The organism is Actinomadura fulvescens (assembly GCF_039533225.1).
Taxonomy (GTDB): domain Bacteria; phylum Actinomycetota; class Actinomycetes; order Streptosporangiales; family Streptosporangiaceae; genus Spirillospora; species Spirillospora fulvescens.
In genome coordinates, this window is sequence record NZ_BAAATD010000002.1 from 163,361 (window position 1) to 185,981 (window position 22,621).

Consider the following 22,621-nt stretch of genomic DNA (forward strand, 5'->3'; position numbering starts at 1 on the left):
GTAGCTGGAAGGTGCACGGTGTTCCCATGAGCACGAACGCGGAGTCGTTCACCATCGGGCAACTTGCTCGCCGGACGGATCTGTCTGTCCGCACGATCAGGTTCTGGTCGGACGCCGGACTGGTGCCTCCTACGGGCCGATCCGCCGGGGGCTACCGGCTCTACGGTCCCGAGGCGGTGCTTCGGCTTGAGCTCGTCCGGACCCTCCGCGAGCTGGGGCTCGGCCTGGACGTGGTGGAGCAGGTCCTGTCGCGGGCCGTCACCGTCACGGACGTCGCCGCCGCCCAGGTCGCCGCACTCGACGCGGAGATCCGGACGTTGCGGCTGCGCCGCGCGGTGCTCAGCACAGTCGTCAAGCGCGGAAGCTCGATCGAGGAGACACTCCTGATGCACAAACTGGCTCGGCTGTCGGCCCGGGAACGGCAGCAGATCATTGACGACTTCGTGGCGGACGTCGTGACCGGCATCGACCCGGACTCGCCCGCGGCCGGGGTGGCGGAAAGCATGCGGCAGATGGCGGAGCTCCCCGACGACCCGGCACCCGAGCAGGTCGACGCATGGATCGAGCTCGGTGAGCTGGTCGCGAACGCCGATTTCCGCGAACGTGTACGCGCGATGGCGGTAGCCGGGGCGGGATCAGACCAGCTCGACCACGAACTCGACTACCACGCCGTCTCAGAACACGCGGGACGGGCCCTGGCCGAGAACATCGACCCGGCATCGCCACAAGGAGGAACGATCCTGGACCACCTGGTCGCGCCCAGCCTGGCCCCTGAAGACCGCTCCCGGCTCATCGAACAGCTTGAGGTCTTCGTCGACGCGCGGGTGGAACGGTACTGGCACCTGCTGGCCGTCATCAACGGCCGTCCGCCCCACCCACCGGCCGTTCCGAACTTCGAGTGGTTGATCGCCGCCCTTCGTGCCCATACCCCCTGACGTCGATGCCGCCTCGCACAAGAGCGAGGCGGCATCGCCCTCGATCAGAACATCCCGTTGGGAACGTCCTCAGGGACAGGCTGGACGACGTCCCAATGCTCGGCGATCAACCCGTCCTCGAACCTCCAGAGATCCACGACAGCGACGCCGCGTTCGTCTCCGGGCGGCGTCATCCGATAGTGCGCCACCGCGTACCGCGCATCCGCGACGACCCGCTTGAGGTCGATCCGAGCTTCGGCGACCGGCGATCCGGCGATGAACTCGACGAACGCGTCACGCCCCGAAGGATTTCCCGGGCTATGCTCAACGAAATCCTCCTTGAGAACGGCCCGAAGGTACTCGATGTTCCCCTTTGAGAACTCCTCGTAAGAGCGCTCAACGACCTGCTTGTTGCGTGAAGCTTGCGCGATCTCATCCATGCCCAGACCCTCGCAACCCACCCCACCCGCTGTCGATTACAAGCCAGGTAATCGTCCGTCATGACCTCCCATGTAGTGGTGCCGATCCGGACGTCTCGTATAGAACCGAGGGCATGACGGAGGACCGGCCCGTTGGGGAGCTGCTGCGCGAGTGGCGGCACCGGCGCAAGCTCAGCCAGCTTGACCTGGCCATTCAAGCGGACGTGTCACCACGGCATGTCAGCTTCGTGGAGACCGGGCGGACGATTCCCAGCCGTCCCATGGTGCTGCACCTGGCCGAGCATCTTGGCATACCGCTGCGTGAACGCAACCGCCTGCTCGTCGCCGCCGGCCACGCGCCCGTCTACCGGCAACGTCCCCTGGACGATCCGGACATGGCCAAAGCGTTGGAAGCCGTCGAACGCGTCCTGCGCGGACACGAGCCGTTCCCCGCCGTCGCATTGGACCGGCGATGGAACCTCCTCTCGGCCAACTCGGCCATTGACGTCTTCCTGGAGGACGTCAGCCCCGAGTTGCTGAAGCCGCCGATCAACATGATGCGCCTCGGCCTCCACCCGAAGGGTTTCGCGCCCCGACTACGCAACTTGGTGCAGGTGCGCGCATTCTTGATGCCGCGCCTCGCGCGCCAGGTCGCGCAGACCGGCGACCCAGCGCTGAGCGAGCTGCACGACGAGCTGATGTCGTACGGGCCGGACGAGGAACTACCCCCACCAGATCCAGCCGAAATCGCCTTGCCGCTCCGAATACACCACCGCGGCGTCGGCTTGTCTCTCTTCAGCACAATCACAGTCTTCGGCACGGCCTTCGACATCACTCTCGAAGAGATCGCCGTCGAGGCCTTCTTCCCATCCAACGACCAAACCGCGACCTTCCTCCAAACACGCACCACCCCCTGACCCCCACCGGCCCCCGCCTATCACCCGCCAGCCGATACGGCATCACCGCCGCCGCCCAGTCAGATGCCGGTACGGCCATCACCCGCCGCCATCGGTCACGCACCCGCTGGCCGGTCCGGTGGTCGTCCGCTGCCCCATGTGGTCATCGTCTGCCGCCGCGAACTGACACGCATCCGTTGGCCCGGACGGTGATCGTCCGCCGCCATGACGTGCCATGCGCCCGCCATGGTCGTTGTCCGCGAGCCGGTACGGCTGTCGTCCGCTGTCACCATTCGACACGCGCCTGCTGGACGGCTGGCTGTGGTTCGCTGGCTGGTCCGATGGTCGCTTGTCGGCCTGTGCGGTGATCGTCCGCCGTCACGACCTGACGCGCGCCGCCGGGCGGCATGGTGATGCCCGGCGTCTCCACGTGGCTGGCATTCGGTGGCTGAGCCGTGCATCACCGTCGTCTTGCACGTTACGCGGCCGCTCGTTGACCGGGCAGTTGCTCGTCCGTCGGTGCCCGGCTGGTGATTGTCGGTCGGCTTGCTGGTGCTGTGGGCGCTTTCCAGTTTGTGGGAAACGTGTGGGCCCAGGGCTCGTTGTCGAGGTGCAGGGAGTTGGCGAGCTGGCCGATGGTGCGGTACCAGCCCGTCAGCACGATGAACTCCAGCATTTGCGCCTGGTCGTAGCGCTTGGCTAGGCCGTCCCACGTGTCCTGCGTCAGGGTTGCTGAGTCGTGCAGCTCGTCGACGGCCTTGAGGAGGAGGCGTTGCTCGGGTGACCATGGGGTTAGGTCTCCGGTCACCGTGGCGTTGATCTGCTCCTTTGTGAGGCCGACCGCGTCGCCGAACGCGGCGGCGTGGACGCCCCACTCGTACTCACAACCGCTGCGCGCGCAGGCGCGGGCGATGACGATCTCGCGGTCCTGGGCGGGAAGTCTGCCGTGCGCCAGCAGTCCGGCGCCCACAACGCGCATCCGTGAGGCGAGCTCGGGATTGCGGTGCAGTACGCGGAAGAGCTGGAGCGGGTCGTGGGCCACGCCTGGCGGCATCCACTTGCGCAGGGCCTCTCCGATCTCGGGCTCGTACGGGGGAGTGAGCGGTTCGATGCGCGGCATGCGTCCTCCAGTGATTCTGTTTCCGAATCACTATGGCGCTTCGGAAACAGAATCACAAGAGCTGACTGTGGACGCCCAGCGTTCGGACCAGCGGGCGAGCGGCCGGAGCGCGTCGTGCGCCTCTTGGCCGAGCGCGGTGAGCGCGTACTGGCCCTCGGCCGTCTGGGCGACCAGTCCCGCATCGGTGAGTTCGACCAGTCGTTGCCGCAGCACGCTGGACGACATGTTGTCGCATCGTTGCCGGAGGGGTCGGAAGCCCTGCGGGCCCTCGTGCAGTTCCCACACGATGCGCAGCGTCCAGCGCCGACCGAAGAGATCGAGTGCCGCCATCAACGGCCTGCCGGTGCTGGACCCTCGCACCGGCCGTCCAGGCCTTGGTGTCGTCATGAACCCTCGCACGTTTCGTTTTTCGAAACGCTAGCAGTCGGTATGGAGGTCGGCGGCGCGACAGGGTGGCTTCAGTCGCGGTAGGCGTGAGCTGGGTCCGGGTGGTGCGGCGTTCGGGGGTGGCGATCAGGCGGCCACGGCCACGGCGAGGTAGGCGATGCCGAGGGCCAGGAGCGCGGTAGCGGTGCCAGCGGTCTGGTCGGGGGCTCGTGATCTGCAGGTTGGTGCAGCGTCGGTGTGTTCTGCGGGGTGGTGCGCACCCTGCGGGCCCGATGGGTCGTGGCTTGCGTTGTGCGGCGTGGCTTTTGTGCAGCCGTCGCTCGCGGCCAGCAGGCTGGCGTTTTTGGGGCTGGCGGTCCGCAGATCGATGCGTCGTGGTTTGGGTCTGTGGAGTGGGATGTCGTGGTTTGTGTCTAGGGGTTGGTGCAGCGTTGTAGGCGGCGAGGGTTGGTGTGTTGAGGCTGGCGATTTGAAGTCTGCGGGCTGGTCCGTAGTGCCTTGCGTTCCGCAAGTTGGTGTAGCGCGCTGCAGGGTGGTGATGCGGCGTGGCTGGCGTTCTGCAGGCTGGTGCGGCGTGGTTTGTGCCTGCGGGTTTGTGTGGAGAGGTTTTGGGTCGGTGGCTGTCGCCTGAGGGTTTGTCGGGCTGGTGGCGGGTTGGGTTTGCCGGAATCTTGGTGGTGGGTGTGCGGTTGACCTTGTATGTGACACACGGTGAGTACAAGGTGCCCGGTGGGAAGCTCGTGGCCGTCGACCTGGAGGTCGCGGACGGGCGGCTTCGGGACGTGCGGGTCAGCGGGGACTTCTTTCTTGAGCCGGACGAGGCACTCGGCATGATCAACTCCGCTCTGGAGGGGTTGTCCGCTGGGCTGGAGGCCCGGGACTTCGCTGGGCGGGTGCAGGCGGGTCTGCCTGAGGGCACGGTCATGCTCGGCGTCTCGGCCGAGGCCGTCGGCATCGCGGTGCGTCGTGCCCTCGCGCACGCGTCCGACTGGCGGGACCATGACTGGCGGCTCGTTCAGACCGGACCGCAGGCTCCCGCACTGCACATGGCGCTGGACCAGGTGCTCGCCGAGGAGGTCGGTGCGGGTCGCCGGCCGCCGACGTTGCGGGTGTGGGAATGGGCCTCGCCTTCGGTGATCATCGGTAGTTTCCAGTCGTTGCGGAACGAGGTGGACGCCGAGCAGGCGGAACGCCACGGGGTGACGGTCGTCCGGCGGATCAGTGGTGGCGGGGCGATGTTCGTGGAGCCCGGCAACACGATCACCTATTCGCTGTACGCGCCGGAGTCGCTGGTGGCCGGGATGTCCTTCGCGGAGAGTTACGCCTTCCTGGACGACTGGGTGCTGGGAGCGCTGGGGGATCTGGGGATCGAGGCCTGGTACCAGCCCTTGAACGACATCGCGTCCGCCAACGGCAAGATCGCCGGAGCGGCCCAGAAACGCCTGGCGGCCGGGGCGGTGCTGCACCACGTGACCATGGCGTACGACATCGATGCCGACAAGATGACCCGGGTGCTCCGTATCGGGCGGGAGAAGATCTCCGACAAGGGCATCGCGAGTGCCAAGAAGCGGGTCGACCCGCTTCGCAGCCAGACCGGTCTGCCCCGCGAAGAGGTCATCGACCGGATGATCGCTCACTTCCGTGGCCGGTACGGCCTGACGGAGGATCGGATCACGGAGGCCGAACTCCGGGCGGCCGAGAAGCTCGCCATGGAAAAGTTCACCAACCCCGACTGGACCGCCCGCGTTCCGTAGCGATGTCGGTGGCGGTGTGTTCAATGGGGCCCCATGGGGATGGATACGCAAAGGCCCGGGTTGTTTTGGGACGTCCAGGCAGGCCGGGTCCCGCCGCCCCCGGCTGCGGTGACGCTGGGGTGGGAGCTGGTCGAGGTCGATCCGGAGGAGGGCACCATCCAGGTGGCCTTTCAGGCGGGGGAGCAGTTCGTGAATCCCGTCGGAGTGATCCAGGGCGGCTTCTTGGCGGCGATGCTCGATGACACGCTCGGCCCGGCGCTGGTCGCGACGCTGCCGGAGAACCAGTTCGCACCGACTCTTGATCTGCATGTCCAGTTCCTCCGTCCTGCCCGGCCTGGAAGGCTCCTGGGGTACGGCCGGATCGTGAAGCGCGGTAGGGACGTGTGCTTTCTCGCCGGTGAGCTCGTCGGGCCCGACGGCAAGACGGTCGCGGTGGCGACGGCGACCGCGAGAATCCAGACGACGGGCTAGCGAGACCGCCGGGTGGGAGGATGCGGCCTCCCACCCGGATCGGGAGCGGCTAATGAGGCGGCGGTCGGTCGGGTAGGGGGAAGCCGGGTTCGTAGCGGTCGGCCTTGGAGCATGCGCTGCGGACTTCCACCGCCGACAGGGGCTCCATGCGTTCTCCGTTCAGCCGCCAGCCACGGACGGTGTCGCCCTGGTCGTCGCGGGTGCGGATGGTGACGGTGGCCGACTCGCCGAGCGCGTACGCGGCGGCGAGGACCGTGGTGAAGATGTGCAGCTGGGGAGCGTACGACAGGACCTGGTGAGCCGTCTTCTCGAACTCGGCCTGGATCGAGAGCTGCTCCGGCCCCGCGTCCATGACACAGGTGAGCTTGTGGACTCCGAGGCTGACGCCTCGCACGAGGGTGACGAGGATCGCGCTCGCGAACGCCGTCGTCTCCTTAGGGTCGTCTCCGGGATCGGTGGCGAGCTCAAGGAGTTCGAGGGCGGCGGCCGCGGTGCGTTCGTCGTCGCGTTGAAGGGCGAGCCTGCGGAAGAGCACGTCGAGCGGCTCTCCCGCGTACAGCCGCGGCGGCAGGAGGCGGGCGTCCGCGAAGTATTGCGCGCGGCTCTGGACGCGGTCGGCCGGGAGTTGCTCGGCTGAGCAGAACGAGCGGTAGTCGTCGGGGTCGAACGGGCGGACCCAGACCCGGCCTCCGTGACGTCGCAGATCACGCAGCACTAAGCGGGTGCGTTCGCGATATCTGGCGTAGTCACCGAACTCTGGCGTCGGGCACGCCTGGTGCATGGATCTGAAGTCGTTCTCGCTGCACAGGAGGGTGACGGTCACCTCCGGACCCGGCTGCCTGCTCGTGGACGGAGTCCGGCGGTGGCGAGGGTTGCGATTCTTCTTGGTCACGATCACTCCAGCCCTGGATACTCGCCGGAGTCGGATGACTCCGTTCGGCGACGACGGTAAGCCATGCCTCTGACATTTTCCGAGGGACGGTTTGTGATCGCGATTGTCCGGACGGCGGCCAGAAGCTACGAGGTCGGCGGCTCTTCGTCGGGTCCTGCGGTCGGCTGGGTTTCGGAGGAACGGCGACGGCGGCGGCTGAGACGGCCGGCCACCACGGTGTCGTCATCGGTGCCTTCGATGATGGCGGCGGCCGTGCGCGGAGGCGTGCCTTCGGACTCGCCCACCTCTACGAAGTGCTTGAGGGCCTCCACGGTCTCGGGATCCGGCTCTGACGGCTCCTCGGGCCAGGCGCCGCGCTTGAACACCAGCGAGTCGGCGGACAGGCGGCCTCCGGCGCCGACGGCGAAGAGAAGGCTTGCCAGGCCCAGGACCAGCACGAGTTCGTACCCGTACCCGACCTTGTCGCCCTCCACGACCATCAGGCCCTGGTCGGCATGGACGAAGACGAACGCGCCCGCCATGTCCAGGAAGAGAAGCGCGCCCGTTATCGACAGGCCGACACCGGCGATCAGGGCGGCGCCGCCCAGCAGTTCGACGAACGCGGCGTACGCGGCGGCGGCCGTGGGAAGGGGAACGCCCAGGTCGTCGAAACCCTGGCCGGTCGCGGTGATGCCCGCTTCGAGCTTCTGCCAGCCATGGGCGATGAAGACGACCCCGACGCCGATCCGTGCGAGCAGTGCCACGACGTCGTAGAGCAGCGATGGAGGGCGCATTGACGTCGCTCCTTCCGTACTGGCGGGCCGCTCGTGAGTATGACCGCTGGCAGCGCGAATTCGCGAGCGTCGCTGGCCAGAGGCCGGATCTATGCGGCGGTGTTGTCGCTCGTACGCCGTTCCTGGTCATAGGTTGGGGAGCGTCGGATGAGAAGGAGTGCGTAAATGTCGATGCAGAAGGGCGCCAATACGGCGGTGCCTGTGGCCTCCGTCCGAGTGGAGCTGGGATGGCAGGGCGGCCTTGGCGTGCCCGATGCCGATGCTTCCGCGCTGTTGCTCGCCGCTACGGGCAAGGTGCGTTCGGACGACGATTTCGTCTTCTACAACCAGCCGGTGCACGGATCTGGCGCGGTACGGCACGAGGGTAAGCAGCGGGGGCCGACCGTACGCGACGTCCTGTCGGTGAACCTGACGCAGGTCGAAGCCGGCATCGAGAAGATCGTGATCGTGGCGTCGGCGGACGGTGGCACGTTCGGGCAATTCCAGGGGCTGTACGTACGGATTCTGGACGCGGCGGCCGGAACCGAGGTCGCGCGCTTCGACAACCCTGGCGCCACGACCGAGACCGCGTTCGTCCTAGGAGAGCTTTACCGGCGCCAAGGTGCTTGGAAGTTCCGTGCGGTCGGACAGGGGTACGACTCGGGGCTCGGCGGTCTCGCCACTGACTTCGGCATCTCCGTAGAGGAGCCCAGCCAGAGCGCCCCCCCGCCGCCGCAACAGCCCGTACCGCCGCAGCAGGCGGTACCGCCACCGCCTCCTCCCGCCCCGTCACAGCCGCAGCCGCCGATGCAGGACGGGAAGATCTCGCTCACCAAGAGCTCTCCCTCGGTATCGCTCACCAAGCAGGGCGCCACCTCGGGGAACATGCGGGTCAACCTCAACTGGACCGCGCGCGGCGGCGTCGCGACCGGCCGGTTCGGCAAGCGGCGCCGCGGCTACGACCTCGACCTCGACCTGTGCTGCCTCTGGGAGCTGACGGACGGCCGCAAGGGCATCATCCACGCCGTCGGTGACTTCGGCGCGCTCGACCGCCCGCCGTACATCCAGCTCGACAAGGACGACCGCACGGGATCGGTCGAGACCGGTGAGAACCTCACGATCAACCTGGACCACACCGCGAAGTTCAAGCGCATCCTGGTGTTCGCGGAGATCTACGACGGCGCCGACGACTTCCGGGGGCTGGACGCGATCGCCACGCTGTTCCCGATCGGCTCACCGCCCATCGAGATGCGCATGGACGACTGCCACGACGCCTCCCGGGACGCCGTCCTCGCCCTCATCGAGAACGTGAACGGCGAGCTCGTCGTCCGCCGCGAGGGCCGGTTCGTGCTGCCTCCGCCCGGCCGTCCACGCTGGGGGAAGATGTCGGTCGACCAGGCGTACAACTGGAACCTCGAATGGGTCGCCTCCCGCGGCAAAGACTAGATCGTCTCCGGCCCGGGACCGGTCGCTTGTCGGTCCTGGGCGGGCGCGGTATGAAGTGATCTATGAGCAGTTCTCGGGAATATCCCGTCGTGCCCGCACCGCATTTCCAGGTTCCGGCCGAGCAGGCAGTGCGGCGCACGCAGGCGTTCGCGGACACCATGGCCCTGCGCCGGACGGTACGGGACTTCTCCGACCGGCCGGTGCCGATGGAGGTCGTGGACCACGCCATCAGGGCCGGGGCGACGGCGCCTAGCGGAGCCAACCTGCAGCCGTGGCGGTTCGTGGTCATCACCGACCCCGAACGTAAGCGGCGCCTGCGGGAAGCAGCCGAGGTGGAGGAACGGGAGTTCTACGAACGGCGTGCTTCGCAGGAATGGCTGGACGCCCTAGCGCCCATCGGCACCGACTGGCGCAAGCCGTTCCTTGAGGACGCCCCAGCTGTGATCGTGGTCTTCGAAGTCCACAAGGGACCGCATACGCCGCGGCCTTACTACGTCAAGGAATCGGTTGGGATCGCGGTGGGTTTCCTCCTCGCGGCACTTCACCAGGCAGGCCTGGCCACGCTCACCCACACTCCGAGCCCCATGCGCTTCCTGAACGAGGTATGCGAACGCCCGCCAGAGGAACGCGCCTACGTAGTCATCCCCGTCGGCTACCCCGCCGACGACGCGATGGTCCCAGACATCACCCGCAAACCCATAGACGAGGTCGTCATCCGGCTCTAACCCATCACATCCACACAGCCATACGCGCCTGCCGCACGTCTGCCTGGGCGCGAGCCACGCCTCGGCATGGCGATGAGCCGCACGTCCCGCATAAGCGTGTGCCGCACGTCCGCACAGGCGCGAGCTGCGCGTCGGCACAGGCGCGAGCTGCGCGTCGGCACAGGCGCGAGCTGCGCGTCGGCACAGGCGCGAGCTGCACGTCTGCCCCGGTGCGAGCTGCACGTCTGCCCCGGTGCGAGCCGCAGGTCTGCCCCGGTGCGAGCCGCGCGTCTGCATGGGCGCGAGCCACGCCTCGGCATGGCGATGAGCCGCACGTCCCGCATAAGCGTGTGCCGCACGTCCGCACAGGCGCGAGCTGCACCTCCGCACAGGCGCGGTCGTGTGTCTGTGTGGGTGTGCGTTGCGCTTAGGCGTGGTGTCGTGGCGGGGCGCACGGTGGGTGTGCGCCCCGCTGTGTTGTGTCGTCTGCGCTAGGACTTGATGGTTTCGGCGAGCTTCTTGTCTCGGCTCACTCGTACGAGGGCGGCGGCGAAGCGGGCCAGGTCTTTGTCGGAGACTTCGTCGGCTAGGCGCTTGGGGTCGGTGGACAGGTCCAGGCGTTCGGCGCCCTTGAGGGTGTGTCCGTCGAAGTAGGGGCGCAGCCAAGGCCACATGGCCTGTGCCTCACGGCAGAAGATGTCGACGCCCGTGGGGCCGATTCCAGGAAACTCCCGCAGCAGCTTGCTCGCCCGTTCTCGGTCGCGTCCCGACTCGATGGCGAGGCGCCGCAGGTCGCCCTGGTACTTGTCCTGGACCAGCTCCGCCATGTCGCCGAGCCGCGTCGCGGTGCTCTCGTCGTACCGCACGTAGTGGCCCCGGCCGAGCGCGTCGACGCGGTCCTGCCAGCTCAGTCTGTTCATGCCGCGCGGGGTGCCACCGCCCGCCTCGAAGAGTTCCCGGGCCGCCGCCATCGCGATGTCCGACGAGATGCGGGTGCTCATCAGGTTGGCCAGAACCAGCAGCTTGAAGAGCGCGGCAGGCTGGTCCTTCAGCGGAACGCCGGCCTCCTCCGCATAGGTCGTGCCCGCCTCCCGCAGCAGCTTTCGTACGACAGCGTCCATGGCATCGTCCTCCCGTCATGAGCGGCTTACCCCGGCTGTGGAGAACAACTCCGCCCCAGCGACAAAAGACGACGTCAGATCAGGCTGAGCTGTCCTTCCCCTGCGAGCGGGTCCCGATGCTTCTTAAGGTGACGCCATTGTGGGAGATCGTCCAGATATGACCATGACATCCGGTGATGCGGTGTTGGTCCGTGGTGTTCCAGTGCCTTCTGGTGAACGGGAGACGGGTATCCGGCACACGCGCCGAAGCCGTAGGCCGGGAACTCCGGGTCGAGCTCGGCCATCAGGCGATCACGATGGACCTTGGCCAGGACGGAGGCCGCGGCGACCGTGACCGATCGCTGGTCGGCCTTGATCTCGCAGCGTACGCGCCACGGCCGCTTCAGGAAGTCGTTGTTCCCGTCCAGGATCACCAGGTCGGGCGGCTCGGGAAGCGCCTTCAGCGCGCGGACCGCGGCCCGGCGCAACGCCTCCGTCATCCCCACCTCGTCGATCTCCTGGGGAGGGGACGAGCCGATGGCGTACGAGGCGAGCCAGCCGGGCAGCACCTCGGCGAACGCCTCCCGGTGCGCCTCTGTGAGGAGCTTGGAGTCGGTGAGCCTGACCTTGCGCTTCCCCCGTCCAGGCAGTTCCGGTGGTGGGCTGAGATCGGTGACCGCCGCGCACACGACCACAGGCCCGGCCCAGGCGCCGCGTCCGACCTCGTCCACCCCGGCGATCCGCAGGGCACCGCTTTCTCGCAGCTCGTTCTCGATTTCGTACCCCGCCACCCGAGGCAGGGGAGGCGGTGCCGAGTCGCTGCCCGCCGTTTCAAGCCCTGGCAGCAACCCATCGGGCGATGACTTGGTCTCGGCAGTGTCGTAGGGCTCCGCCGAGGGGGTTGGGTCGGTCAAGGGTGCTCCGGTTGCGCTTGCCAACTGGCCATGGGGTCGCCCGCACTAGCGCGACGAACCTGTGGGCGAGCCGTTCTCCGTGAAAGCGTCCCGCTTCTTCGATCGTAGGGCGACTGAGGCCTGCCTGTGTAAACGACGCGAGGGTCTACGGTCGGCCGTTGTGTGTGGCCGCGCCTACGTCGTCGGCAGAGGCGGCAATCGCCTGTTGCGGAAGTGCTGGCGATCTGCTGTTGCCCAGTGCAAATGTCCTGTTCGCCGGGCTTATTGCGGGATGTAGCTGGCAGAAACTTTCGTGCTTCTGCCTCGGCAGGAGTCAACGAACCGCGCGCGAGGAGTCCCGTTCGAGCCTGTCCTGCGCTTTACTCGCGTGTGATGGCACTGTTCGGCAGATCCCGCTCCCGCCCGGTCGGTACCGCGGCACGGGATCTCTTCGAGCGCCTTCGATGGCGTTATTTCCAGGTCCAGGCGGGGTTGCGCTTCCTGGGCGGGCTGCTGCTGCTCGCACTGGTGGTGGCGATGGCCGTGGTGCTGCAGGGGCCCGTGCTCAGCGCCGCCGCGTTCGCCGTCATTCTGATGATCGTGGTGCATCTGACTTTGCGGTCGCCGGCGGGCATGGCCGTGGTCTCGGTCATCGTGGGCTGGCTGGTGGTGTCGGTTCCTCTGGGCCATCTGTATCCGGGGCACGAGGACCAGAAGCCCTACCTCAGCCCGTCGCTGCACCTGGCGCTCCTAGCCTTGCCCGTCGCGTTCGTAGCGCTACGGCTGCGTGGGTACGCGCCATGGCGTACAGCGTTGCTTTCTCTCGCCGCGGCCGGGGTCGTTACGGCCGCGGCGGCCCATCCGCTGCCCGACCTACAGGTACTGCCCGGCTGGCTAGCGGCGCTTGGCTTCCTGGCCTACCGCTGGGACCAGGCACGCCGTTCAGTATCCGCCGAGGCGTACGAGACGGGGTGGGTCCAGGAACAGTCCAATCCCAGGGGTGACGCCACGACGGCCTCTAACGGCAAGCCTCGCTCAGACCGCCGCAGCGGACCTGGATCGCGCAACGGACCGAAGTCCGGCGGAGGGCCGCGCTCGAACGGCGGCTCTGGCACTGGCTCCGGCAAGGGGGGCGACTCGGGGAGTACGGCCGGAGGGAAAGGCTCCAGTGCGAGCGGCGATGGCGGAACGCTGGACGCCGTCGGAGTCCCTGCGGCCACGCAGGCGGCTTACGAGGCGCGGGCCGCGGCGCAGGCCCAGGACATCGGCGGCGAGGGGACGCGGGACGACGGGCTCCCAGAAGGAGACCCGGAAGACCCCCCGGAGATCTCCGTCGCCGAGGCGCTCGCCGAACTGACCGAGATGATCGGGCTGGAGCCGGTGAAGCGCCAGGTACGGTCCATCGCCGCGTCCATCGAGGCCGCGCATCTGCGTGCCGCCGCCGGGGTGCCGACCGAGAAGCCCATGCGGCACTTCGTCTTCGTCGGGCCGTCGGGCACGGGCAAGACCACGGTGGCGCGCGTGCTGGCCAAGATCTTCTACGCGTTCGGGCTGCTGCCGACGCCGAATCTGGTGGAGGCGCACCGGGCCGACCTCGTCGGCGAGTTCCTCGGCGCCACCGCGATCAAGACCAACCAGCTCGTCGACTCCGCGCTCGGCGGCGTGCTGTTCATCGACGAGGCGTACGCGCTGGTCAACTCGGGCGAGGGACAGCCCGACCGGTTCGGCAACGAGGCCGTTCAGACGCTCCTCAAGCGCGCCGAGGACGACCGCGACAACCTCGTCATCATCCTCGCCGGGTACGAGGCGCAGATGGCCGAGTTCCTCGACTCCAATCCCGGTCTCGCCTCGCGGTTCGCCACGCGCGTGCACTTCCCCTCGTACCGCACCGCCGAGCTCCTCCGCATCGCCGACTACCACACCGGCCTGCGCGACGACCGGCTCGACGACGAGGCCCGGCGCCGCCTGGGCGCCCGGTTCGAGGAGGTCGAACGGCGCGGCATCGTCGACGAACTCGGCAACGGGCGCTTCGTGCGTTCGCTCACCGAGGCCGCCGCACGCGCGCGCGACGTCCGCGTGGTCGAGGCCGCCGACCGGCCTACCGCCGACGACCTGGTCACGCTGCGGGCCGAGGACGTCGAGACCGCGTTCGCCGAGCTCACCGAGCGGTACCGCGGCTACGCCGAGACCCCGAGCCTCGACGAGGCCCTCGGCTCGCTCGACGCGATGATCGGGCTGTCCGCCGTCAAACGCCAGGTCCGTGAGATCGCCGCGCAGCTCCAGGTCGCCCAGATGCGCGCGGAGCAGGGCCTGGTCACCCGCCCGCCGACCCGCCATTTCGTCTTCACCGGCCCGCCCGGCACCGGCAAGACCACCGTGGCCCGCGTCCTCGGCCGCATCTTCGCGGCGCTCGGCCTCCTGGCGCGGCCGTTGGTGGTCGAGGCGCAGCGTGCCGATCTCGTCGGCGACCACCTCGGCGCCACCGCCCTGAAGACCAACAAGGTCATCGACTCGGCGCTCGGCGGCGTGCTCTTCGTCGACGAGGCGTACGCGCTGAGCAACCCCGGCTACAGCGGCGGCGACGCGTTCGGTGCCGAGGCCGTCCAGACGCTCCTCAAACGGGCCGAGGACGACCGCGACCGCCTCGTCGTCGTCCTGGCGGGCTACGACCGGGACATGGAACGCTTCCTGGCCTCCAACCCCGGCCTCGGCTCGCGCTTCGACGTACGGGTGGACTTCCCCTCGTACGGCCCGGACGAGCTCCTCCAGATCGCCCAGCTGATCGCGGAACAGGAGGGCGACCGCTGGGAGGAACAGGCCCTCGACGACCTCGCCCTAGTCTTCCAGCGTGCCTGCGGTACGGGCCGTATCGACGAGCTGGGCAACGGACGCTTCGCGCGTTCGCTGTACGAGAAGGCGTGCGCCTCGCGTGCCGTACGGGCCGCCCAGCTGGGTCCGGCCGCCACCGCCGCCGACCTCACCGTGCTGACCACCGATGACGTTCGCGCCGCGTTCGCCGAAGTGACGCATCGCCTGACCTGACCGGCTCGCCCGTCCGTTGCGTGGCTTGTCCGACAGATGCGATCTAATCGGTTCATGGAATCGGTGACGTGGGGCCAGGCGCTGGCCTGGCGGATGCGGCGGCAGTTCCTCGAACCGACCGGCGATGTCTCCGCCCTGGAGGTCGCGCGGCGGCTGGCCGGTGTCCAGGCTCAGGTCGCGTCGTCGGCCGAGCTGGCGGTCGCGATCCGGCAGGCCACGCCCGCACCGGGCGAGGTGCCGAAGGCGCTGTGGGAGGAACGCGCGCTCATCAAGACGTGGGCCATGCGCGGAACGCTTCACCTGCTGCCCGCCGACGAGGCCGGGGCCTACCTCGCGTTGTGCGCCACGATCCGGCACTGGGAGAGGCCCTCGTGGGCCAAGGCCTTCGGCGCCACTCCGGCCGACATGGAAGCGATCGCCGAGGCCGCCCGCGACGCGCTGGCCGGTGGAGCCGCGCTCACCCGCGAGGAGCTGAACGCGGCGATCGTGGAGGAGACACGTTCGGCGCACCTCGCCGAGGCCCTGAGCTCCGGCTGGGGGATGCTGCTCAAGCCCCTCGCCTGGTGGGGCGTGCTCTGCTACGGCCCCTCGCAGGGCCAACGCGTGACGTTCGCCTCACCCGAACGGGCCGTACCCGGCTGGAAGGGGCTACCGGAGGTCGAGGACGCGGCCCGTACGGTCGTGCGGGCCTTCCTCGGGGCGCACGGCCCCGCGACGCCGGAGATGTTCGGCAACTGGCTGATGCGCAGAATCCCCAGGAAGAAGGACGCTCAGGCGTGGTTCGCGGCGGCGGGCGAGCTGGCCACCGTGGACGTCGAGGGCGTGGAGATGTTCGTTCTCCCCGAGCACCTGGACGAGCTCCTCGACACCGATCCGACGCGTTCCGTACGGCTCCTGGGCGGCTTCGACCAGTATGTGCTCGGCGCCGGAACGTCCGCCACGTACCTCATCCCCGCCGAGCGTCGCCCCGAGGTGAGCCGGGCCGCAGGCTGGATCTCGCCGGTCGTACTCCACGAAGGCCGCGTGGCCGGAGTCTGGGAGGCCAAGAACGGCGACGTCCTCGTGACCCCGTTCGAGGACATTCCGGCCAAGCCGCTGGCAACCGAAGTTGCCAGAATCACTCCGCTCCTATCTCGCCCGTCCAACGCCCCCTAACGCGTCCACCCGCACGCCGCGCTCAGCGGCACGGCATAGGGCGCATCCCACGTTCAAGCGGCACCGCATAGGCGCATCACACGCGCAAGAGGCACCGCGTAGGCGCATCCTGCGTCCCAAGAGGCACTGCGTAGGTACGTGCGCCGTTCAAGGCACCCTTTACGCGCGTGCCGCGTGCGAGAGGCTGCCCGTAAGCGCGTGCGGCGTTCGCGGGGCAGCGCGTACATGGGTGCTGTGGTTGGCGGGCCGCGCATGCGTGCACGCCCGCGGCCCGGCCGACCCCCCTTGCAGTGGAGGGTCGGCGGAGCGGGCGGGTGCGGGGGATCAGGGGCGGCCGGCGTGGGGGACGTCCACGCGGCAGGTGAGGACGCGGGCTTGGCGGATCTTGGCGGCCTCTTCCGGGTCGTAGGTGGGGGCGGCGCACAGGAAGAGCGTGCGGCCGTCCTCGCCGCCGAGCGTACAGGCGAAGACGCCCAGGTCACCGGCACTGATCTCTTCCAGGACCTCGCCGCCCTCGCGCACGCGGAGGGCCCGGTTGCCGCCGGCGTCGGCCATCCAGACGGCCCCTTCGGCGTCGAGGGTGATGCCGTCGGGCGGGCTGCCGGGGGTGTCCGCCCAGACTCGCCGGCCGGTCAGCGAACCGTCCGGCGCGAGGTCGAACGCGGTGAGGCGTTCGGCCCAGGACTCGGCGATGATCAAGGTAGCGCCGTCCGGGGTGATGACGGGGCCGTTGGGGAACGCCATCCCGTCCGAGACCACGGCCACGTCCCCGCCGGGGTCGACGCGGAGCAGCACGGTCGTCGGCTGGTTGTCCCAGTCCATGATGTCGACGCAGCCGACGTACGCGCGGCCGTAGGCGTCCACGACCATGTCGTTGGCCGTTCCGGCGCCTGCGTGCGGGGAGAGATCGGCATAGACGGTCGGCTTGCCGTCCTCGTCCAGGCGGAGCAGCTTGTTGTCCATCATGGAGACGATCAGCTGCGTACCGTCGGGAAGCCAGCCGATGCCCGAAGGCGACCCGGGGACCTCGGCCACCGTCTCGGCCGTACCGTCGAGAGAGACCGCCAGAACGTGGTGGCGCCAGAAGTCGGAGACCCACAGCCGGCCGTCGTGCCAGCGCGGGCCCTCGAAGAACGCGCCGCCGGTGATGAGGGTGTCGAGTGAACGCATGGTGGTGCTCCCGTGCTCGGGGGCGCCCTCGGTGGGCGCCTTTCACGGGGGACGTAGAAGCCGCCGCGGCGTTCTCGACATCCGGTGGGAGAGAATTTCCAAACAATCCCTGGAGGCGTCCGTGAAGTTCCTGATCATGATCTACCACAACCCGCAGAGCCGGAAGCTATGGGCGGAGATGTCCCCGGAAGACCAGAACCTCGGCCTGGACGCCTACGAGGCCCTCGACGCGGCGCTCGCCGAGTCCGGGGAGCTCATCGTCTCCGAACGGCTGGCCGCCCCCGAGACCGGTCGCCGCGTGGGCGTCCGCGACGGCAAGACGATCTCCACGGACGGCCCGTTCGCCGAGGTCAAGGAGCAGCTGGCCGGTTTCTATCTGGTCGACTGCGAAGACCTCGAACGGGCGACCGAGATCGCGGGGCAGATCCCGGAGGCGTTCCTCGGCATGACCGAGGTACGGCCCGTGATGGACCTGCGCGGCCCTGAGCTGTGAAGAGCGCCGAGGACCTCCTGCGCGAGCTCGCGCCGCAGGTGCTCACCGCGCTCGTCCGGCATCACGGCGATTTCGACGCCTGCGAGGACGCCGTGCAGGAGGCGCTGCTGGCCGCCGCCGTCCAGTGGCCGGACGAGGGCGTGCCCGACGATCCCAAGGGCTGGTTGATCACGGTGGCGTCCCGCCGCCGGATCGAGCTGTGGCGCAGAGACTCGGCCCGCCGCCGCCGCGAAGAGACCGTGGCGGCCATGGCGCCGACCGCCCCGCCGCCGGATGCGCTCGATGCGCTCGACGCGTCCGATGCGCTCCACGCGTCCGACGCGCCCGATGCGCTCGCCGCGCTCGCCGCCGACGACACCCTCACTCTGCTCCTGCTCTGCTGCCACCCGTCCCTGACGACGGTCTCGCAGATCGCTCTCACGCTGCGCGCGGTCGGCGGCCTGACCACGGCCGAGATCGCCCGCGCGCTGCTCGTGCCCGAGACCACCGTCGCGCAGCGGATCAGCCGGGCCAAGGCGCGCATCAGGGCCGACGGCGCCGAGTTCCGGATGCCGCCTCCCGCCCAGCTGCCCGAACGCGTCGCCGCGGTGCTGCACGTTCTCTACCTGGTCTTCAACGAGGGCTACACGGCCAGTTCCGGGCCCGTACTCCACCGCGTCGAGCTCTCCAGTGAGGCGATCCGCCTGACCCGCCAGCTCCACACCCTCCTCCCCGAAGACGGGGAAGTGTCCGGCCTCCTGGCGCTCATGCTCCTCACCGACGCCCGCCGCCCCGCCCGAACGCGTTCGGACGGAGCCCTCGTCCCGCTGAACGAACAAGACCGCGCCCGCTGGGACCGCACGGCCATAGCCGAAGGCACCGCCCTCGTGACGCACGCCCTGGCCACCGCCCCGATCGGTCCCTACCAGCTCCAAGCCGCGATAGCCGCCGTCCACGACGAGGCTCTGCGCGCCGAAGACACCGATTGGCGGCAGATCCTCGGCCTCTACGAACTCCTGGAGACCATCGCCCCGGGTCCCATGGTCACCCTCAACCGCATCGTCGCGTACGCCATGGTCCACGGCCCCCGGGCAGGCCTGAAACGCCTGGCCGTCGCAGAGGAGGCCCCTGCCCTGGCCGAAAACCATCGAGTCCACGCCGTACGAGCCCACCTGCTCGACCTAGCCGGCGACCATGCAGCCGCCCGCGCCCACTACGAACGAGCCGCACGCCTAACGCTCAGCCTCCCGGAACAGCGCTACCTCCACTCCCGCGCCGTCACTCCGCAAGCTCCCCACACCTAAGGCCCAAGCCGGTTGGGACGGGGGTGGCCATCGAGCTCGTCAACCGTTTGTTTCAGCCGGTGGCCGGGGAGCAATGGTCAATGAGCTGAACAGAAGGTGCGTCAGCGTTCCGGTGATCTCTGCGAGGGGCGGGCGCGGCGAGGAACGGCACCAGTCGTGGACAAGGCCGTTGACGGCGCCGACAAATGCGCTCAAGGTCAAGCGGTAGTCGCGGTCGGGAATTTGTCCGCGCCGCACCAGTTCGTCGGCGAGCACGCACATCTCCTGGACCCACCGGCGTCGTCGGCTCAGCCGGTGCTCCTCGATCTCGGGGGTGACACCGACGATGGTGACGTAGGCGACCTGGGCACGCCGCACGTCAGTGGCGTTGGCGGACACGTAGATCTGCACGCCCTCGTGTACGAGGTCCCACAGGTCGGCTTCCCGCTGCAGCGCGGCGGCCATGGCCACGGCAACTGCGGCCGAGGCTTCGTCGTTGATGAGGTCGTACAGTTCCAGTAGGAGCTGATTGCGGTTGGTGAACTCCTCGTAGAACTGGCGCGTCGACAATCCCGCCGCCTCGCACAGGCGGTCGGTCGTCGCAGCCGCGTAGCCCTGGGTTCCGTAGAGCTCTAGGGCCGCCTCCAAGAATCGGCGGCGCCGGTCGGCTCGCCGCTCGTCCACCGATCTGCCCGCGTACGTGCCTTTCGGCGCTGTCTCCGGCAAGCCCTGCACCCCCTCCAGTGCGGATACAGCAAAGCGTTGTCCTGCTTGGGTCGGCCCCGCTGGAAGAGCTCGCTGCTTCACGCCAGCCTATGGCGCCCACGAACGTCACGGAATTGCGTGACGGGCCCTACCGAACAACGTGAAATGCCCCCCGGCCTTTGCCAGGAGGCGTTTCATCACTGCGGAGGACGTCAGCCCGTAGCCCGCTGTGAGGTGGAGCCTGGGATCTGAAGGGCCTTGGCGTTGCGTTTCACGTTCGGCCAGGTGGATCCGGAACAGATGCCGCAAGCAGAGCCGAAGAAAACGCCGCGTGCCTGTTCGTCGCCGAGCAGGTGAAAGCGGAGCCATGCGGTGGTGAGGCCGCGGAAACCTCCGGCGTTCCCGATCGCGGTCAGGTGTCCGGCACCGGCGAGTTCGGCGTAGACCGCCGGGACCTGGGTGGTGCGGTCATAGAGCAGCTGGACGAGTGCGGGAAAGACGACCATGTCCTTCTGGCCTGCCAGGTAGAGAGCGGGGCTGCGGACGCTGGAGGGCAGCGCGAGGGGGCCTGGCTGGATCGGGACGGTGGTGGTGACCCTGGGGTCCATGGCGGCGTTGATGGCACCGGCGCCGCCCTGCGAATGACCGGCCGCTCCGATGTGGCCCAGGTCGATCCTGCCGTGGAAGGGACTGCCGCTCTGCGCGTTCGCTTTCGCCAACAGATCGATGCCGGCGCGCATCTCCAGGCCTGTGTTGGAGAACGGGGTGTTGGCGGCAGCGACGACGAAGCCGTGGCTGGCCCAGTGCCGCAGGAGGCCGTCATAGATCAGGGGGAACGCGAAGGTGCCGTTCCCCCAGATGATCACTGGGTGCCTGTACTCACTGGTGGCGATGTCGCGGGGGTAGTAGAGCGTGGTGTCCGCTTCTCCTTTGGTCGCGACCTGGAATGGTCCCGGCTTGTCCCACTGCCCGTTGACGGGCGGCAACGCGGAACTCGGTCCGTGGGTCGAAGGCCGTCCAGGATCGGCCGAGGCGGGCGCTGCCGGGACCATCAGCAGTGTGAGCACGGCGATGGCGGCCACCAAAGATCGCCGCCGCCTACCAGGAAGTGGACGCATCGGCCCCTCCTCGGGGTGGGTGATGTGAGTGAAAAGACCCCTTTTCAGAAGCTCAGTCTGAGGACGCCACGCCCGGCGGTATACGTAAATACGGCGCGAATAACGCGCGATCTTGTGTGCCCAACCCACAACACCACTGGCTCCCGAGCGCGCGTGGCCGCTGACACACCGATGCGCGCCGCATCACGGAACGTGCGCCAATGCGGTTAATTCACGCGCCACGCCCCGCCCCGCGACGCCCCGCGACGCCCCGCGACGCCACGCGACGCCTGCCCCGCCCCGCCCTGACGCGACGCCTTGCCTCGCGACGCCTTGCCTCGCGACGCCACGCCTGGCATTGCCCCGCGACGCCCTGCCTCGCCACGCCTGGCATTGCCACGCGACGCCCTGCCGCGCCAGGCCTCGCTACGTCGCGCACGCCTCGCTACGTCGCGGCGCGGAACGGGCGTTGCGTTTGGTCCAGTTCGGAGAGTCGGCTCTCGGGATTGGTTACTGGGGGGCGATGGGGGGCCAGGCGGCGAGGATCAGGTCTACGACTTTGTGGAGTTCTTCGGCGGTGGCGCCGCTGGTGGCCTGGACTGAGAAGCCGGAGGCCGCTGTCCAGACGAGGCGGGCCAGGGCGTCCGGGTCCGCGTCGGCCGGGAGGTCGCCTTCGGTCTGCGCCCGTTCGAAGCGGGTGCGGATCGCGGCATGGCCCGACCGGCGGTGGGCGTTCAGGACCTCGCGGACGGAAGTGCCGTGCTCGCCCGTCGCCAGGGCGCCCTGGACGATCATGCAGCCACCGGGCGCCGAGGTCACGAGCTCCACGGCGCCGCGCATGAGGGTCTCGGCGGTGGCACGGGCGGTGGGCTCGGCCAGAGCCTTCCTGACATAGCTCGCCGGTCCGGCGCTGTAGCGGTCCAGGGCCTTGAGGAAGAGGGCCTCCTTGTTGCCGTAGGCCGCGTACAGGCTCGGCTTGTTGATGCCCATCGCCTCGGTCAGGTCGGAGAGCGCGGTGCCCTCGTAGCCCTGGCGCCAGAAGACCTCCAGGGCGCGGTCCAGGCGTTCGTCGACGTCGAACTCGCGCGGCCGTCCCTTCATCGTCCCCTCCGTTGCGCAATCCGTACCGATCGGTATAGTACTCCGTGAATTTTCATACCGATCGGTACATAAATGGAGGACCGGCATGGGCGGAGTACTGGACGGCAAGGTCGCGCTGGTGACCGGCGGGTCGCGCGGCATCGGCGCGGCGACGGCGCGGGCCCTGGCGGACGCGGGCGCGGACGTCGCGATCAGCTACGCCGCCTCGGCCGGCAAGGCGGCCGACGTGGTGCGGGACCTGGAGGGACGAGGCGTACGGGCGAACGCCTACAAGGCCGACCAGGCCGATCCGGAGCAGGTCGCCGGGCTCGTGGAGGCGGTCGTGGCGGACTTCGGCGCGCTGGACGTGCTGGTCAACAACGCCGGGGTGATCACGACCGGTGGCGTGGGCGACGAGATCGACGAGGCGGCGTTCGACCACATGTACGCGGTCAACCTGCGGGGCGTCGTCGCGGGTACGCGGGCCGCGGCGAAGGTCATCCGGGACGGCGGCCGGATCATCACGGTGGGCTCCAACCTCGCGGGCCGGACAAGTTTCCCGGGGGTCGCCGACTACGCGGCGACCAAGGCCGCGATCGTCGGATACGCGCAGGGCGCCGCGCGCGACCTTGCCCCGCGGGGCGTGACGGTCAACGTGCTGCAGTCGGGTTCGGTGGCGACGGACATGAACCCCGAGGACGGGCCCAGGGCCGACGCGCAGCGGGCGGGCAACGCCATGGGGCGGTACGGGAGGCCGGAGGAGATCGCCGCCGGGATCGTCTTCCTCGCGAGCCCTGGAGCGTCGTTCGTGACGGGCACCGTGCTGAACATCGACGGCGGCGCCCTCGCCTGAGCGGCCGCCTGAGCGG

22 protein-coding genes are annotated in these 22,621 nt (G+C 68.9%); 11 read left to right on the forward strand and 11 right to left on the reverse strand.

The annotated features are described in order from the left end of the window. Positions 1–26: 26 nt before the first annotated feature. Positions 27–935, forward strand: a complete 909-nt coding sequence (locus tag ABD333_RS07780; RefSeq protein WP_344539149.1) for a helix-turn-helix domain-containing protein — start codon at positions 27–29, stop codon at positions 933–935. A gap of 44 nt (positions 936–979) precedes the next feature. Here the strand turns inward: ABD333_RS07780 and ABD333_RS07785 are convergent, their stop codons facing one another. Next, positions 980–1,354, reverse strand: coding sequence for a nuclear transport factor 2 family protein (locus tag ABD333_RS07785; protein WP_344539151.1), 375 nt, complete (start codon positions 1,352–1,354; stop codon positions 980–982). A 113-nt stretch (positions 1,355–1,467) separates the two neighbouring features. Between ABD333_RS07785 and ABD333_RS07790 the strand changes: the two genes are divergently transcribed. Next, entirely contained in the window at positions 1,468–2,250 is a 783-nt protein-coding gene (locus ABD333_RS07790) for a helix-turn-helix domain-containing protein (RefSeq protein ID WP_344539153.1), read from the forward strand. Between the two features lie 457 nt (positions 2,251–2,707). Here ABD333_RS07790 and ABD333_RS07795 read toward each other — a convergent pair whose 3' ends face one another. Both ABD333_RS07795 and ABD333_RS07800 read right to left on the reverse strand, forming a co-directional pair. Then, entirely contained in the window at positions 2,708–3,349 is a 642-nt protein-coding gene (locus ABD333_RS07795; protein ID WP_344539155.1) for a carboxymuconolactone decarboxylase family protein, read from the reverse strand. Positions 3,350–3,379: 30 nt separating this feature from the next. After that, complete coding sequence (locus ABD333_RS07800) at positions 3,380–3,709, reverse strand: winged helix-turn-helix transcriptional regulator (protein WP_344539157.1); 330 nt, start codon at positions 3,707–3,709, stop codon at positions 3,380–3,382. Positions 3,710–4,437: 728 nt separating this feature from the next. Here ABD333_RS07800 and lplAB point away from each other — a divergent pair. Next, on the forward strand, positions 4,438–5,490 hold the full coding sequence (lplAB, locus tag ABD333_RS07805; RefSeq protein WP_344539159.1) for a lipoate-protein ligase LplAB: 1,053 nt from the start codon (positions 4,438–4,440) through the stop codon (positions 5,488–5,490). 39 nt (positions 5,491–5,529) lie between these two features. Then, positions 5,530–5,961 (forward strand): PaaI family thioesterase, encoded by a 432-nt coding sequence (locus ABD333_RS07810; RefSeq protein ID WP_344539161.1) that lies wholly within the window; start codon positions 5,530–5,532, stop codon positions 5,959–5,961. A gap of 49 nt (positions 5,962–6,010) precedes the next feature. Here the strand turns inward: ABD333_RS07810 and ABD333_RS07815 are convergent, their stop codons facing one another. Continuing rightward, positions 6,011–6,853, reverse strand: coding sequence for a hypothetical protein (locus ABD333_RS07815; protein ID WP_344539163.1), 843 nt, complete (start codon positions 6,851–6,853; stop codon positions 6,011–6,013). Between the two features lie 125 nt (positions 6,854–6,978). Continuing rightward, on the reverse strand, positions 6,979–7,626 hold the full coding sequence (locus tag ABD333_RS07820) for a DoxX family protein (protein ID WP_344539165.1): 648 nt from the start codon (positions 7,624–7,626) through the stop codon (positions 6,979–6,981). A gap of 165 nt (positions 7,627–7,791) precedes the next feature. Here ABD333_RS07820 and ABD333_RS07825 point away from each other — a divergent pair, with 165 nt between their 5' ends. Next, entirely contained in the window at positions 7,792–9,051 is a 1,260-nt protein-coding gene (locus ABD333_RS07825) for a TerD family protein (RefSeq protein ID WP_344539167.1), read from the forward strand. A gap of 62 nt (positions 9,052–9,113) precedes the next feature. Next, complete coding sequence (locus ABD333_RS07830) at positions 9,114–9,776, forward strand: nitroreductase family protein (protein ID WP_344539169.1); 663 nt, start codon at positions 9,114–9,116, stop codon at positions 9,774–9,776. Between the two features lie 470 nt (positions 9,777–10,246). Here the strand turns inward: ABD333_RS07830 and ABD333_RS07835 are convergent, their stop codons facing one another. Next, on the reverse strand, positions 10,247–10,876 hold the full coding sequence (locus ABD333_RS07835; protein ID WP_344539171.1) for an HhH-GDP family DNA glycosylase: 630 nt from the start codon (positions 10,874–10,876) through the stop codon (positions 10,247–10,249). A gap of 74 nt (positions 10,877–10,950) precedes the next feature. Next, complete coding sequence (locus tag ABD333_RS07840; RefSeq protein WP_410557370.1) at positions 10,951–11,700, reverse strand: ribonuclease HII; 750 nt, start codon at positions 11,698–11,700, stop codon at positions 10,951–10,953. Positions 11,701–12,141: 441 nt separating this feature from the next. Between ABD333_RS07840 and ABD333_RS07845 the strand changes: the two genes are divergently transcribed. Next, complete coding sequence (locus ABD333_RS07845; RefSeq protein ID WP_344539173.1) at positions 12,142–14,790, forward strand: AAA family ATPase; 2,649 nt, start codon at positions 12,142–12,144, stop codon at positions 14,788–14,790. Between the two features lie 54 nt (positions 14,791–14,844). Further along, positions 14,845–15,945: a winged helix DNA-binding domain-containing protein gene (locus tag ABD333_RS07850; protein WP_344539175.1), complete on the forward strand. Its 1,101-nt coding sequence runs from the start codon at positions 14,845–14,847 to the stop codon at positions 15,943–15,945. A gap of 324 nt (positions 15,946–16,269) precedes the next feature. Here the strand turns inward: ABD333_RS07850 and ABD333_RS07855 are convergent, their stop codons facing one another. Then, positions 16,270–17,115 carry an SMP-30/gluconolactonase/LRE family protein gene (locus tag ABD333_RS07855; RefSeq protein ID WP_344539177.1) on the reverse strand — a complete coding sequence of 282 codons (846 nt, stop codon included), beginning with the start codon at positions 17,113–17,115 and terminating at the stop codon, positions 16,270–16,272. Positions 17,116–17,236: 121 nt separating this feature from the next. Here ABD333_RS07855 and ABD333_RS07860 point away from each other — a divergent pair, with 121 nt between their 5' ends. Both ABD333_RS07860 and ABD333_RS07865 read left to right on the forward strand, forming a co-directional pair. Continuing rightward, entirely contained in the window at positions 17,237–17,608 is a 372-nt protein-coding gene (locus ABD333_RS07860; RefSeq protein ID WP_344539178.1) for a YciI family protein, read from the forward strand. After that, positions 17,605–18,891, forward strand: coding sequence for an RNA polymerase sigma factor (locus tag ABD333_RS07865; protein WP_344539179.1), 1,287 nt, complete (start codon positions 17,605–17,607; stop codon positions 18,889–18,891). Before ABD333_RS07860 ends, ABD333_RS07865 begins: the two co-directional genes overlap by 4 nt. Before the next feature lie 39 nt (positions 18,892–18,930). Here ABD333_RS07865 and ABD333_RS07870 read toward each other — a convergent pair whose 3' ends face one another. The 3 genes from ABD333_RS07870 to ABD333_RS07880 all read right to left on the reverse strand — a co-directional run bounded on the left by ABD333_RS07870 (position 18,931) and on the right by ABD333_RS07880 (position 21,773). Beyond that, positions 18,931–19,596, reverse strand: a complete 666-nt coding sequence (locus ABD333_RS07870; RefSeq protein WP_344539180.1) for a TetR/AcrR family transcriptional regulator — start codon at positions 19,594–19,596, stop codon at positions 18,931–18,933. 191 nt (positions 19,597–19,787) lie between these two features. Further along, on the reverse strand, positions 19,788–20,693 hold the full coding sequence (locus ABD333_RS07875; RefSeq protein ID WP_344539181.1) for an alpha/beta hydrolase family protein: 906 nt from the start codon (positions 20,691–20,693) through the stop codon (positions 19,788–19,790). A gap of 489 nt (positions 20,694–21,182) precedes the next feature. Further along, entirely contained in the window at positions 21,183–21,773 is a 591-nt protein-coding gene (locus tag ABD333_RS07880) for a TetR/AcrR family transcriptional regulator (protein ID WP_344539183.1), read from the reverse strand. Between the two features lie 85 nt (positions 21,774–21,858). Between ABD333_RS07880 and ABD333_RS07885 the strand changes: the two genes are divergently transcribed. Then, positions 21,859–22,605 (forward strand): SDR family NAD(P)-dependent oxidoreductase, encoded by a 747-nt coding sequence (locus tag ABD333_RS07885; RefSeq protein ID WP_344539185.1) that lies wholly within the window; start codon positions 21,859–21,861, stop codon positions 22,603–22,605. The last annotated feature ends 16 nt before the right edge of the window (positions 22,606–22,621 follow it).